Source organism: Amycolatopsis saalfeldensis, assembly GCF_900110575.1.
In the GTDB taxonomy this organism is placed as follows: domain Bacteria; phylum Actinomycetota; class Actinomycetes; order Mycobacteriales; family Pseudonocardiaceae; genus Amycolatopsis; species Amycolatopsis saalfeldensis.
In genome coordinates, this window is record NZ_FOEF01000006.1 from 396,823 (window position 1) to 409,402 (window position 12,580).

The window sequence follows — 12,580 nt, forward strand, 5'->3', positions numbered from 1 at the left end:
GTACCGGTTGCCCGGTACCTCGATCCAGCTACGCCCACTCCGGCACTGATGCCTTCGGCGGGATCGCCTCCGGCTCCGTGGTGTTCGTGCTTCCACTCTTGCAGACGTTTGGCGGCCCGCAAGTGTTCCCGCACCGGTGGGACCTGTGTCACGCCGAATTACCCCGGTTGTCGTAATGGCGTCTCGATCCTGAGGACCAGACCACCCGCGAGCCGCTGTTTTTCGAGGTCAGGCACTATGCGGGGGTGGGTTCAACACGTGTCGCCGGCCGGGCCGGCACCATTCCGGCACCGATCTTGTTCGTTCTCAGCGGAATCTCGATGTATGCCGGAGCGGCCATCGCGGTCGGCCTTTTCGGGCACTCGACGCCCGCCGGGGTGGCATGGCTGCGGTGCCTGGGGGCGGCCGTGGTGCTGCTCGCCTGGCGGCGTCCGCCGCGGGCCGCGTGGCGGGGCGCGCGGCTGCTGCTGGCCGTCGCGTTCGGGGTGGTCACGGCGGTGATGAACGTGGCCTTCTACGAGGCCATCGCGCGCCTGCCGCTGGGCACCGTGGTGGCGCTGGAGTTCGCCGGGCCCGTGGTCGTCGCGGCGTTCGGGTCCCGCTCGCGCCGGGACTTCGCCGCGCTGGCGCTGGTGGTCGCCGGGGTGGTCGCGATCGCCGACGTCCGGCTCGAAGGCAGTGCGCCGGGCGTGCTGCTCGCCCTCGGCGCGGCGGCCGCCTGGGCGGGCTACATCGTCCTCGGCAAACGCGTCGCCGTGGGCGGCAACGGCCTGGACAGCCTCGCGATCGGCTTCGCTGCGGCGACGGTCCTGTTGTCCCCCTTGGCCCTCGGCACGGGAGAAGTGTGGTCTTCGCCACGTCTGCTCTTGCTCGGAACCGGTGTAGGGGTGCTCTCGACGGTGGTGCCGTACGCGCTCGACCAGCTGGTGCTGCGCCGCGTCGGCCAGGCCCGCTTCGCCGTGCTGCTCGCCCTTCTGCCGGTGACGGCCGGGGTGATCGGCTTCGTGGCGCTGGCCCAGGTGCCGAGCCTGCCCGAGGCGCTGGGCACCCTCGCGGTGGTCGCCGGGGTCGCGGTGCGCAGCCGGGACAAGGCCGTGGTGCCGCCGGGCTGAGCGGATCGCGCGGCCCTGCGCCGCAGCCCGGTTCTGCTCCGCCACGGCCCCGGGACGCTGTTCCGCGGCGGCTCCGGGACTTTGCTCCGGGACCGCAGCCCGGGCGTGGATGGCCCGGACCGCGCCGACCGGGGATACTGGCCCCGTCCCGGGAGGTGGCGATGACCAAGGCGGCGTCCGCGGTGGCCAAGGAGCTGGCCGCGGCCGGGGTGGCCGGCGTCCACCTGGCCTGGGCCGACAACAACGGCATCCCGCGCTCGCGCATCGTGCCGATCGGCGGGCTCGCCGGGGCCGCCGCGCGAGGGGTGGGCGCGACCTCGCTGTTCGCCGTCTTCGACAGCCACGACGCCATCACGTACGGCCATTCGGGCCTCGCGACGCCCTCGGGCGACATCCGGCTGGTGCCGGTGGTCGAGCGGATCCGGCGGCTGGCCGGGCAGCCCGCGCTCGCCTGGGCGCCGGCCCGCCAGCTCGCCGCGGACGGCTCGCCGTGGCCGTACTGCCAGCGCACTGTGCTCGAGCGCCAGCTCGCGGAGGCCGGGCGGCGCGGGCTGGAATTCCGGGCGGGGTACGAGCTGGAGTTCACCGTCGCGCCGGCCGGCCGCCGCTCCGAGCCCGGGCACCCCGGGCCGGCGTACAGCCCGCACGCGCTGGTCGGGCTGGACGGCTTCGTCACCGCGCTGCTGAACGACTTCGCCGCCAACGGCCTCGAGATCGGCCAGCTGCACGCCGAGTACGGCGTCGCGCAGCTGGAGCTGTCGCTGGCCGCCACCGACCCGCTGGCCGCGGCCGACGACCAGCTGCTCGCCCGCCAGACGATCCACGCCGCCGCCCACGCCCACGGGCTGGCGGTGAGCTTCGCGCCGCTGGTCGGCCTCGGCGCGGCCGGCAACGGCTGGCACCTGCACACCTCGGTGCGGCGCCGGGGCCGGAACCTGTTGTCCGGTCAGGGTTTGCCGACCGGCGAAGGGGCCGCGTACCTCGGCGGGCTGCTGCGGGACCTGCCCGCCCTGACCGCGGTCACGGCGCCGAGTGTGCCGTCGACGTTGCGGCTGCGGCCGGGTTTTTTCGCTGGTGCGTATGCGTTCTGGGGCGTCGAGAACCGCGAAGCGCCACTGCGGTACGTACCGGGTTCGAAGCTGCTCGGGCCGGACCACGCGAACGTCGAGCTGAAGACGTCCGACGCGTCGGCGAACCCGTACCTGGCGCTGGCCGTCGTGCTCGCCGCCGGGATGGCCGGGATCGAGGACGACGCGGGTCTGCCCGAGCCGATCGGAGCGGACCCGGGCGGCTGGACCGAGGGCGAGCGCGAGACCCGCGGGGTGGCGCCGCTGCCCGCGAGCCCGGCGGAGCAGGACGCGGCTTTGCTGGCGTCGCCCCGGGTTTCGGGTGCTCTCGGCGACGAGCTGCTCGGGGCGTTCCGCGCGGTGCGCGCGTCCGACGCGGCGTGGGCGGCCGAGCGCAGCACCGAAGAAATCGTCGCCGCGCACCGGTGGCGGTACTGAGCCTGATGTCCTCTCGCGTCGACGGTGACCACACCGGTCTGTCCCGTGTGCACTGGCTGCCCGGCGGCGCGCGGCTGGCCGCCGAAGCGAGGGCCGAGCTGCCGCAGAAGGACGGGCTGGCCGCGGCGTTCACGGCGCTCGCCGCCCTGCGTGCCGCGGGGATCGCGGTGGCGGACCAGGACGAGGTCGCCGTCGCGGCGGGCACCGTGCGGCGTCCGGGCGGACCGCCACCGGGCGAGCAGGGACGCGCGGACTTCCGCCTGCGCATCCCGTTCGGCGGCGCGAGGGCGGGCACCTCGGCGGTGGGCCTGGCTTCAGCCGTCGAGACGCTCTCGGCGGGCCGCCTGCGCGTGGTCCCGGCGACGGGGGAGTGGACCGCCACCGCGCTGTTCGACCTGCTGGCAGCCCTGTGGGACCTGCCGCGGGTGGCGGTGATCGCCCGGGTGGACGCGGCCGAGCTGGGCGCCCCCGACACGCCGGAACGGGCGCTGCTCGACTACCTCGACACCGGCGTCCCTCCACTGTGGACCAACCGCTGGCGGCCGGAGGGCGGGCACCACGTGCTCGTCGCGGGGGTCCGGATCGGGGCGGAGGGCACCCTGCTGTCCGTTGTGGACACTTACCCGGCGTTGGGGGACAACGGGATCCACGAGCAGCCGCTGGAGTGGGTTACCGCGGCACTGCGAGAGGAGCCGGGGACGCTGCTGCTGGTCGCCGATGCGGAGCACGCGCCCCTGCTGGAGCGGGCCGTGCTCGCGGCGGGCCTGGTGCCGCGGATGCCGTGACGGGCCCCGATCGCGGGCCCGCCACGGCCCGTGTCACTCGCTCTTCGCGTTGCCCGGGGCCAGCCGGGAGTGCTTGCGGCCGTAGAAGAAGTAGATCAGCAGGCCCAGCACCAGCCAGGCGGCGAAGCGGATCCAGGTTAGCACGTCGAGGTTCAGCATCAGGTAGAAGCACGCCACCGCCGCGATGATCGGCACCACCGGCGAGAACGGCACGGTGAACGGCCGTTTCAGGTCCGGCCGGCGCCGCCGCAGCAGGGGCACCGCCACCGCGACGATGATCATCGCCGACAGCGCGCCGATGCTGACCATGTCGGCCAGCGCGGAGATCGGGACGAACGCCGCCAGCACGGCGATCAGGACCGCGCCGGCGATGGTCATCCGGTGCGGGGTGCCCCAGCGCGGGTGCGCGGTGCCGATCGCCTTGGGCAGCAGCCCGTCGCGGCCCATCGCGTAGCCGATCCGGCCGATGGTCACCAGCTCCACCATCATCACCGAGGTCAGGCCGGTCACGGCGCCGAGCGAGATCAGCGCGCCCACCCAGTGCTGGCCGACGCGGTCGAAGGCGTCCGCGAGCGGGGCTCCGGTGTTGATGTCGGTGTAGGGGATCATGCCGGTCAGCACGATCGAGACGCCGATGTAGAGCACCGCGCACACGGCGAGCGCGCCGAGGATGCCGACGCGGAGGTCCTTGCGCGGGTTGATCGTCTCCTCGCCGAGGTTGGCCAGCGCCTCGAAACCGGTGTAGGCGAAGAAGACCACGGCCGCGGCGGTGACCATGCCCGCGACGCCGTACAGGCTCTGCTCCAGCCCCAGCGCGGCCTGGATCACCGGCTGGTGCAGCGCGCTGGCGCCCTCGGCCGCGGGCTGCGACGGCGGGATGAACGGCGTCAGGTTGGCGCCCTTGATGAAGAACACGCCGACCGCCAGGATCAGCACGCACACCGCGACCTTCACCACCACGAGCAGGTTCGTCAGCCAGGCCGACTCCTTGATCCCCATCACCGCGACAACGGTCAGCACGGCGATGATGACCACGGCGCCGACGTTCACTTTCGCGTCTTCGCCGAACCACTCCGGCGAAAGCCCCAGCAGGTTCGCCAGGTAGCCGGACCAGCCGCGTGACACCACGGCCGCGCCGAGCGCGAACTCCAGCAGCAGGTCCCAGCCGATGATCCAGGCGAACACCTCGCCGAGCGTGGCGAACGCGTACGTGTAAGCACTGCCGGCCGTCGGGACGCTGGACGCCAGTTCGGCGTAGCACAGCGCCGCGAGCCCCGCGACGACCGCGCCGAGCACGAACGACAGCGTCACTGACGGCCCGGCGTGCGTTTTTGCCTCCACGCCCGCCAGGGTGAAGATGCCCGTGCCGATGATGATCCCGACGCCGAACCCGATCAGGTCGCGCCCCCGGAGCCGCCGCTTCAGCTCGCCAGAGTCCTGCCGCTTGAGGACCTCGTCCACGTCCAAAGTTCTCCGCACACCCATGGGGGAACGTTAGAAGCTCACGGGCCCTCGCGCAGATCGGCTGGTCCGAAGGGGGAAAGCGCTATTCGGCGGTGAGGCCGTTCTCCTGCGCCAGTATCGCCGCCTGGACCCGCGAGCGGAGGTCGAGCTTGGTCAGCACCCGGGAGACGTGCGTTTTCACCGTGGTCTCGCCGATGCGCAGGCGGGTGGCGATCTGGGCGTTGGACAGGCCGGCGCCGAGGCAGCCCAGCACCTCCCGCTCGCGGTCAGTGAGGTCACCGAGCCCCGCCGGGGCGGCGGCCGGCTTGCCCGCGGTCCGCGCGAACGCCGTGATCAGCTTGCGCGTGACCTGCGGCGCCAGCACGCCCTCGCCCGCGGCGACGAGCTTGACGGCCTCGATCAGCCGGGGCGCCTCCACCGACTTGAGCAGGAAGCCCGCCGCGCCCGCGCGCAGGGCGGCGTGCACGTACTCGTCGAGGTCGAAGGTGGTCAGCACGAGGACTTCCGCCAGTCCTTCGGCGATCACCTCGCGGGTGGCGGTGATGCCGTCGGTGCCGGGCATCCGGACGTCCATCAGCACGACGTCGGGCTTCAGCGCCCGCGCCTGCCGGACCGCCGCGGCGCCGTCCGCCGCCTCGCCGACCACCTCGATCCCCTCGGCGTTGCCCAGGATCAGCATCAGCCCGGCCCGGATCGCGCCGTGGTCGTCGGCCACCAGCACCTTGACCGTCACGTCCGTCCCTCCGCCAGTGGCAGCTCCGCCCGGACCAGCCAGCCCGGCCCGGACGGGCCCGCGCTCAGCGTGCCGCCGACCGCCCTCGCCCGTTCGGCCATGCTCGCCAGCCCGTTCCCGGTCCCGCCGGTGCGCGCCGCCGCGGTCCTCAGCTCGTTGCCGACTTCCACGGTCAGTAAACCGCCCTCGCGGCGCAGCTGCACCAGCACCCGTCCGCCCGGGGCGTGCTTGACCGCGTTGGTGAGCGCCTCCTGGGCGATCCGGTACGCGGTGAGGTCGACGGCGGCGGGCAGCCCGGCGCCGGTGTCCACTGTGGAGTCCACCGTCACCTCCATGCCGGTGGCGCGCGCGGACTCCACGAGCCGCGACAGCTCGGCCAGCCGAGCCGGGGCGGTGGTCTCGTAGTCCGGCCCGCCGGTCCCGGACGCGGCGCGCAGCAGCCCGATCATCGCGCGCATCTCCTCCAGCGCGCTGACACTGTTCTCCCGCACGGCTTCCAGCACGGCGCGGGACATCTTCGGGTCGTCCGCCATGGACAGCGCGGCCTCCGACTGGAGCGCGATCGCGGACAGGTGCCCGGCGATCACGTCGTGCAGGTCGCGCGCCATCCGGGCCCGCTCCTCGGCCACCGCGGCGCGCTGGTCGAGCTCGGCGATCTTGGACAGCTGCGCGGCGTGGGCGCGCTCGGTCGCGGCGGCGTCGCGGTGCTGGCGGACGTTCGCGCCCCACCACACCGGGACCAGGAGGAACGGCAGGATGCCGAGCGAGGCGAGCACCGCCATCCGCCACTCGACGGACGCGGCCACCGCGCCGACCAGCACGCTCAGCGTGGCCGCCGCCGTGACCCCGATCAGGACCCGGGTCGTCCGCCGGGTCCCGTACACCGTCGCCGCGTACAGGAAATCGGTGTACACGACCACCACCGGCAGCGAGGGGCCCAGCACCAGGTCGGTCACCAGCACGCCGGTGGCCAGGAGCAGCCCGCCGGGCACCCAGCGGCGCAGGAACGCGAGCCCGCCCAGCGCGGCCAGCTCCAGCAGCCGCACCCACAGCCCGAACGGATCGGGGCCGGGCAGCAGCCGGTGCATGCCGGTGAGGTAGATCGCCAGGCCGATCAGGACGATGAACAGGGCGATCAGGCCGTCCTGCTGCCGCGCGGGCAGCTCCCGGGGCCTGAACAGGGCCGGCCTGCGGAGGGGTCGCAGCGGCACGACCCCATGAGAACACAACCGGTGGCGGCCGTCGTCCTCCGAAGTGATGACCTGTCGATCATGCCCTTCACCGATCCGCCCCGGCGAAGATCGCGCGAGGGTGATGGCATGAACGCGATCGGGAACTATCTCGTGGACAACCCCATGACCTTGTTCGTCGTCGGTGGCGAGGTGGCCTTCTGGGTCTTCATCGCCGGTGGGCTGATCGCCCGCTACCCGCTGAAGCTGAAGAAGTTCAGCACCGTGCTGCTGGCCGCGGTGCCGCTGATCGACCTGGTGGTGCTCGGCGCGACGGTGGTCGACCTCTCGCGCGGGGCGACGCCGAACGCCACCCACGGCCTCGCGGCCGTCTACCTGGGCTTCAGCGTGGTGTTCGGCCCGGCCATGGTGCGCTGGGCGGACGTGCGGTTCGCGCACCGGTTCGCCGGCGGCCCGCCGCCCGCGCCGAAGCTGCGCGGCAAGGCGAAGACGCGCCACGAGTGGCGTGAGTGGTTCCGGTGCCTGCTGGCTTCCGCGATCGCCGCCGTGCTGCTGCTCGCCGCGATCTTCCTCGTCGGCCGGCCGGACGAGGTCCAGCCGCTGTGGGACTGGCTGCCGCGCCTCGGCGCCGTGATCGGCGTCTGGCTGATCACCGGCCCGCTGTGGCAGGAGATGTTCGGGAAGAAGTCCGAGCCGGCCCGGGCGAAGGTGGGCCGGTGATCGAGCTCGCCGGCCTCCTGCTCGTCATCCTGGGCGCCGGCGGGCTGATCAACCGGCTGGCCGGCGCCTCGGACCCGGGCTGGTTCGTGCAGCTGCGCGTCCTTCCCCCGCAGCTGCACCTCGGCGCCAGCGTGGTGCTCCTCCTGGTGGGGGCGGGCCTGTTGTTCCTCCAGCAGGCCCGAAAACACAGCCGCGACCGGTCCCGTTGAGGCCTATCATGGGCGGATGACCGGGCCTCTGGTCCTCTTCGCCGTGGTCTGCCTCGCCCCCTCGGCGCTCTTCTGGTGCGCCCTGCGCGTTCCGGCCCTCTACCGCTGGGTGGCCCGCCGCCGTCCCGGCCGTCCCGTGCCCGCGGGCCCGCCGATCGAACAGCTCTCGGCCGACCTGCGGCGAGTGCGGCGCCAGCTGTCCGGCTATCCGCCCGGCACCCCGGCCGCCCGCCGCTACGGCACCCGCCAGGCCTACGACGAGCTGCTGGCGACGGCGTGCCGCGAGGTCGGCGTCGACCACCGGCTCGCCGTCCTCCCGGAGGGCATCGACCGCGACCTCGAACGGCTGCGGGTGGAGGATTCGCTGCGGCAGCACGGACTCGTCGTCTCCTGAGCCGGCGCCGGGTGGCTCGACCTGGTGGAAACCCGCTCCGGAGGAGAAACGGGCGGTCCTGGCCTGGCAGGATGCGCCCGGTGGACTTCCACCCGAAAGACCGGGCCCCGGACGCTTTCCAGCAACCCCTGACCGCACGGCAGGTCGAGGTGCTCTGCCGCCGTGCGTTCGGGGCGGGCACGCACGTGTGGTCGGCTGCCGAGCTGGGGCTCGGTGGGTACAACACGACCTATCGCGTCGAGCTGGGTACCGGCCCGGTCATCCTGCGGGTGGCGCCGGAGCCTGCGCGGCAGACGCGGATCGAGCGGGAGTTCATGCGCAACGAGTACGTTGCGGCGCCCTACTTCGCGCCCATCGCGCCGCTGTTGCCGCGCACGCTGGCCGCCGACTTCACGCATCAGGAGATCGGGCGGGACCACGTTTTCCAGGCCGTGCTCGACGGGCGGCCCGGGCCCGAGGTGCTGCCGGCGTACGAGCGGGACGAGCGGGGGCCGTACTTCCGGCAGCTGGGCACGATCACCCGCGCGATCCACGACGTCCGGGGCCCGGGCTTCGGCGTCGTCGCGGGGCCGCACTTCGCGAGGTGGAGCGAAGCGCTTGTCGCGTACTTCGCGGACAACGCGGCCGACGCCGAGGACGTTGGCCTCAACGCGGCGGATCTGCGCGAGGTGGGCGAACTCGCCGAACGCGATGCCGCGCTGTTCGACGAGATCACCGAACCCCGCCTGCTGCACGGCGACCTGTGGCACGTGAACGTCATGCTCGCCCCGGACCTCACCATCACCGGCGTCTTCGACCACGACCGCAGCTGGTGGGGCGACCCGGCGGCGGACTGGACGATCCACATGGCGTCCGCGAAGCCCGGCACCGAGCGCGGCGCCTTCTGGGACACCTACGGCTCGCCCGACCCGTCCCCGGAAGCCCGGCGCCGCGCGCTGTACTACCGCGCCCGCCACATCGGCGCCGTCCGGCTGGAACGCCACCGCCTCGGCAAGGACGGCCGGCTGGCCGAGTCGTACGCGGAGCTCGCCGAAGTGCTCGACGGGCTGCGCAGCGGCAGCTGAGCGCGGCCGGATCAGCCGGTGCAGCGGGCGGCGAGGGTGGCCTGCCCGGCACCCGTCAGCTCCCGGACTGCGGCGCCGCGGCCGGCGACGGCGAGCAGGACCGCTTCGCCGGGGCCGCGGACTTCGGGGCCGAAGCCGGCGGACCAGTCGACGTCGGTGGCGACCAGTTTGAGGCCGCGGGCGCGCCAGGGGGCACCGGTCGGCGGGGCGAACAGGACGGCTCGCAGCGCGCGGTGCAGCCGGTCCGCGGGGATCTCGCGGGGCAGGCCGAGCGGGCGGCGGATGTCCTGGTGGTGGATCGTGGCGTCGAGGAACGCGACCATGCCGCCGAGCCCGGCGGTCAGGCCACGCGGCGAGAGGTGTTCGGACAGCTGCGTGAGCAACTGCTCGGGCTCCAGCCGGTTGTAGCGGACGCCGAGCGCGTTGATCCGGGTGAGGCTGAACCGGCCCCGCAGGAAACGGCCCGCCAGCGCCCGGGTGGTCAGCTCGTCGTAGCTGAGCATGTGCGCGACGACCTCGCGCACGCACCAGCCCGCGCACAGGCTCGGGGTGTCCCACTGCGATGGCGTCAGCGTCCGCAGGAAGGTCAGCAGGTCCTGGCGTTCCGCACGGGCCATGTCGAGCATGCTCACGCGAAGAACCGTACCCGGACCGGCTAGGAAGGATCCGATCCGCGCAGCGCGGCCCACCAGAAGCCGAACGCGGCCACGAGCACGGTGACCGCCAGCCAGCCGCCGAAACCACTGCCGTCGACCAGCGCCCAGAAGACGCCGACGACCGGGGCGACGGCCAGCACGGGCAGGTCCGCGCGGAACTGGCGGGCCATCGGCACCGGGCGGGCCGCCGCCGCGTCACGGTCGGCGTCCGGGGCGGCAGGGTTGTCCGTGCGCCGCCCGCGTGGCTCGGTCGAGCGCACCGCGCCGGACGGGAACAGCAGCTCGCCGTCCGAGCCGCCGGCCCGGATCACCACGTGCCGGTCACGCAGCACGTCGCCGAGCACCTCGACCTTCGACGGCGAGGGCAGGCCGATCAGGCTGGGGGAGAAGTACACCGGGATCCACCGCGGCGAGGCCGTCTCGGTCTCGATCCACGAGCGGGCCAGCACCCCGCGCTGCACCTTCACCCGCCGCACCGGCACCCCCGGCCGGGCCTTGGCGCGCAGGGGCCGCACGAAACGCGTCAACAGCAGGAAAACGTCGAAGCCCAGCACCACCACCGCCGCGACCACGGTCACCGTGGCGTAGGTCGACGCGCGGTCGGCCGTCACCAGCGGGCTCGCGCCGCGGGTCACCGCGTGGCCGGGCCGCGCGGGGTCGTAGACCACCGGGACCTGCGTGCCGGCCGGGGGAGCGGAGCCGTCCAGGCCGACGTCGGCGGTCACGTCCGCGCCGCCGGGCCCGGGGAAGCGCACGGTCACCGAGCCGTCGCCGGCGCGCACCACGGTGCCGGTCGTCTGCGTGGTCACGCCCCGCAGCTCGGCCTGCGCGTGGGAGAACTCCAGCAGCTGCAGCACGAACACCGCCGCGCACGCCAGCAGCGCCACCGCGCTCGTCACCAGGATGTGGCGCACCGGCCGCCGTCGCAGGAACTCTCGCACGCCAACCACCTTAACCGTCTACAAAGGCCTGACATGGCAGAGCGGCACGGACCTGAAGGCCCGCGCCGCTCTCCCGGGAAACTGCCGTGCTACTTCACGAAGCCGATCTTCAGGTAGTCGTACGGGTTGTTCGCGTAACCCGGCGAACCGAAGTTGCCCAGCGTCTTGCGCGTGGCGAACGCGCCCGGCGACTGGAAGATCGGGAGCTGGTGGCCCACCGCCCAGATCTCCTTGTCGGCCGCGTTGATGTCGGCGGCCCGCTTGGTGTCGTCCAGTTCCTGCGCCGCGGTGTCGAGGAGCTGGTTCAGCTTGTCGTCACCGATGTGGCCGTAGTTCTGGTTGACGTTCTTCGGGTCCAGGTAGTAGATGCCCTTGCTGCCGCCGATGGGGAAGGAGTTCGACAGCCAGCGGAACAGCGTCAGGTCGAAGTTGCCGACGTTGACGTAGTTCTTGAAGAACTCGGTGCTCGGCACGGGCTGGATGTCCAGGCCCACGCCGATCGCCTTCAGCTCCGACTGCATGATCTGGCCGGTCTGCTGGCTGATCGGGGTGCCAGACGGGATCACCAGGCGCAGCTTGAGCTGCTTGCCGTCCTTGGCGCGCAGGTCGCCGGACTGCTTCCAGCCGAGCTTGTCCAGCTCCGCCTTCGCGGCGTCGGCGTTGTACTTGTACGGGCCCGAGTTGTCCTCGTAGTCCTTGGAGCCCTTGAGGTACAGGTGGTTGCCGATCGGGGTGGTGTCCTTCTGCATCTGGCCCAGGATCGACTTGCTGATCCCGACGGTGTCGATGCCCTTCATGATCGCCAGCCGCAGGTCCTTGTCGGCCAGGATCGAGCCGGCCGCGCCGTTGAACGTCACGTGCGTGTAGTCCGGGTTGTTGGACTGCCGGATCGCCACGTTCGGGTCGGTCTGCGCCCGCTTGTAGGTGTTGATGTCGTTGTTGATGTTGTAGAAGTCGATCTGGCCGTTCGCGAAGGCGTCCGGCTGCGCGGCGCGGTCGACGACCTTGTAGGTCACCGTGTCCAGCTTCGGCTTGTCGCCCCACCAGCTCGGGTCACGCTCGACCACCGCGGTCTTGGCGGTCTGGTCGATGCTCTTGATCTTGAACGGGCCCGCGGTGATCTCCGGCTTGGCCGCCCACGCCTTGTTGAACGTGTTCGCGTCGGCGTTGAGCTCCTTCGGGTAGAAGGGGCTGAACAGCGACTTCCACTCCGCGAACTTCTTGCCGAAGGTGACCTTCACGTCCTGGTCGTCGGTGCCCCGCTCGACCTTCGAGATGTCCTCGTAGCCGGTGGTGCCGGAAACCAGGTAGGCCGGGTCTTTGCCGTTGAGCACCTTGGCGTACGCGGCGAAGTCCTCCCAGGAGAACTGCCGGCCGTTGCTCCACTTGGCCTTCGGGTTGATCTTGTACTCGATCACCTGCGGGTCGGTGCTGACGACCTCGGCCGAGGTCAGGTAGTCCTTGTTCATGACCACCGAGGAGTCGGCGTTCTGGGTGAAGATGTAGGGCAGGATGGCGCCGTCCATGTAGGCGCCGTCGGCCACCGTGCCGTCGACCTGGTTGTAGTTCCAGTTGTCGGGCAGCTGGTCGACCGGCCACTTGAGGTCGCCGCCGTCCTTCAGCTGGTCGACCGGCATCGCGTTGATGTCGGCGGACTTCACCGTGTTGCTGCCGGCGTCCTGGAGGCCACTGTTGCCGCCGCTGCTGCCACTGCCGCAGGCGGACAGGATCAGCCCCAGGGCGGCAACGGGTGCCACGAGTGCGGCCATACTCCGTCGCTTCATTTTCACCTCTCTTTTACCTGTGT

Annotated in this window: 13 protein-coding genes; 7 read left to right on the forward strand and 6 right to left on the reverse strand. The window is 72.3% G+C overall.

What is annotated here, in order from left to right; genetic code table 11:
- Positions 1-320: 320 nt before the first annotated feature.
- The 3 genes from BMY97_RS17355 to BMY97_RS17365 all read left to right on the forward strand — a co-directional run bounded on the left by BMY97_RS17355 (position 321) and on the right by BMY97_RS17365 (position 3,402).
- Complete coding sequence (locus BMY97_RS17355) at positions 321-1,112, forward strand: EamA family transporter (protein WP_091617870.1); 792 nt, start codon at positions 321-323, stop codon at positions 1,110-1,112.
- Positions 1,113-1,273: 161 nt separating this feature from the next.
- Complete coding sequence (locus BMY97_RS17360) at positions 1,274-2,617, forward strand: type I glutamate--ammonia ligase (protein ID WP_177231386.1); 1,344 nt, start codon at positions 1,274-1,276, stop codon at positions 2,615-2,617.
- Between the two features lie 5 nt (positions 2,618-2,622).
- Entirely contained in the window at positions 2,623-3,402 is a 780-nt protein-coding gene (locus tag BMY97_RS17365) for a DUF6885 family protein (protein WP_091617938.1), read from the forward strand.
- Between the two features lie 33 nt (positions 3,403-3,435).
- Here BMY97_RS17365 and BMY97_RS17370 read toward each other — a convergent pair whose 3' ends face one another.
- The 3 genes from BMY97_RS17370 to BMY97_RS17380 form a co-directional block, all read right to left on the reverse strand.
- A complete protein-coding gene (locus tag BMY97_RS17370) occupies positions 3,436-4,887 on the reverse strand; it encodes an APC family permease (protein ID WP_245787355.1) in 1,452 nt (483 codons plus the stop codon).
- A gap of 61 nt (positions 4,888-4,948) precedes the next feature.
- The gene (locus BMY97_RS17375) at positions 4,949-5,599 is read right to left on the reverse strand and encodes a response regulator (protein WP_091617872.1); all 651 of its coding nucleotides are present in this window, start codon (positions 5,597-5,599) and stop codon (positions 4,949-4,951) included.
- The gene (locus BMY97_RS17380) at positions 5,596-6,804 is read right to left on the reverse strand and encodes a sensor histidine kinase (RefSeq protein ID WP_425425288.1); all 1,209 of its coding nucleotides are present in this window, start codon (positions 6,802-6,804) and stop codon (positions 5,596-5,598) included. Before BMY97_RS17380 ends, BMY97_RS17375 begins: the two co-directional genes overlap by 4 nt.
- A gap of 114 nt (positions 6,805-6,918) precedes the next feature.
- Between BMY97_RS17380 and BMY97_RS17385 the strand changes: the two genes are divergently transcribed.
- From BMY97_RS17385 to BMY97_RS17400, 4 genes are all read left to right on the forward strand, one after another.
- A complete protein-coding gene (locus BMY97_RS17385; protein WP_091617873.1) occupies positions 6,919-7,509 on the forward strand; it encodes a hypothetical protein in 591 nt (196 codons plus the stop codon).
- Positions 7,506-7,718 (forward strand): hypothetical protein, encoded by a 213-nt coding sequence (locus tag BMY97_RS17390; protein WP_091617874.1) that lies wholly within the window; start codon positions 7,506-7,508, stop codon positions 7,716-7,718. Before BMY97_RS17385 ends, BMY97_RS17390 begins: the two co-directional genes overlap by 4 nt.
- A gap of 16 nt (positions 7,719-7,734) precedes the next feature.
- Positions 7,735-8,112: a hypothetical protein gene (locus tag BMY97_RS17395; protein WP_091617875.1), complete on the forward strand. Its 378-nt coding sequence runs from the start codon at positions 7,735-7,737 to the stop codon at positions 8,110-8,112.
- A gap of 71 nt (positions 8,113-8,183) precedes the next feature.
- Entirely contained in the window at positions 8,184-9,176 is a 993-nt protein-coding gene (locus BMY97_RS17400; RefSeq protein WP_245787357.1) for a phosphotransferase family protein, read from the forward strand.
- Positions 9,177-9,187: 11 nt separating this feature from the next.
- On the opposite strand, the gene BMY97_RS17405 is transcribed toward BMY97_RS17400, so the two are convergent.
- The 3 genes from BMY97_RS17405 to BMY97_RS17415 form a co-directional block, all read right to left on the reverse strand.
- On the reverse strand, positions 9,188-9,802 hold the full coding sequence (locus BMY97_RS17405; RefSeq protein ID WP_091617876.1) for a maleylpyruvate isomerase family mycothiol-dependent enzyme: 615 nt from the start codon (positions 9,800-9,802) through the stop codon (positions 9,188-9,190).
- 29 nt (positions 9,803-9,831) lie between these two features.
- Complete coding sequence (locus tag BMY97_RS17410) at positions 9,832-10,773, reverse strand: hypothetical protein (protein ID WP_218156791.1); 942 nt, start codon at positions 10,771-10,773, stop codon at positions 9,832-9,834.
- Positions 10,774-10,862: 89 nt separating this feature from the next.
- Positions 10,863-12,557, reverse strand: a complete 1,695-nt coding sequence (locus BMY97_RS17415; protein ID WP_245787358.1) for an ABC transporter family substrate-binding protein — start codon at positions 12,555-12,557, stop codon at positions 10,863-10,865.
- Positions 12,558-12,580 lie beyond the last annotated feature (23 nt).

What these genes read in the sequence shown, in the direction of transcription:
- BMY97_RS17355 (WP_091617870.1), top strand. Translation starts at nt 321, where the DNA reads ATGTATGCCGGAGCGGCCATCGCGGTCGGCCTTTTCGGGCACTCGACG.
- BMY97_RS17360 (WP_177231386.1), top strand. Translation starts at nt 1,274, where the DNA reads ATGACCAAGGCGGCGTCCGCGGTGGCCAAGGAGCTGGCCGCGGCCGGG.
- BMY97_RS17365 (WP_091617938.1), top strand. Translation starts at nt 2,623, where the DNA reads ATGTCCTCTCGCGTCGACGGTGACCACACCGGTCTGTCCCGTGTGCAC.
- BMY97_RS17370 (WP_245787355.1), bottom strand. Translation starts at nt 4,887, where the DNA reads ATGGGTGTGCGGAGAACTTTGGACGTGGACGAGGTCCTCAAGCGGCAG.
- BMY97_RS17385 (WP_091617873.1), top strand. Translation starts at nt 6,919, where the DNA reads ATGAACGCGATCGGGAACTATCTCGTGGACAACCCCATGACCTTGTTC.
- BMY97_RS17395 (WP_091617875.1), top strand. Translation starts at nt 7,735, where the DNA reads ATGACCGGGCCTCTGGTCCTCTTCGCCGTGGTCTGCCTCGCCCCCTCG.
- BMY97_RS17400 (WP_245787357.1), top strand. Translation starts at nt 8,184, where the DNA reads ATGCGCCCGGTGGACTTCCACCCGAAAGACCGGGCCCCGGACGCTTTC.
- BMY97_RS17405 (WP_091617876.1), bottom strand. Translation starts at nt 9,802, where the DNA reads ATGCTCGACATGGCCCGTGCGGAACGCCAGGACCTGCTGACCTTCCTG.
- BMY97_RS17415 (WP_245787358.1), bottom strand. Translation starts at nt 12,557, where the DNA reads ATGAAGCGACGGAGTATGGCCGCACTCGTGGCACCCGTTGCCGCCCTG.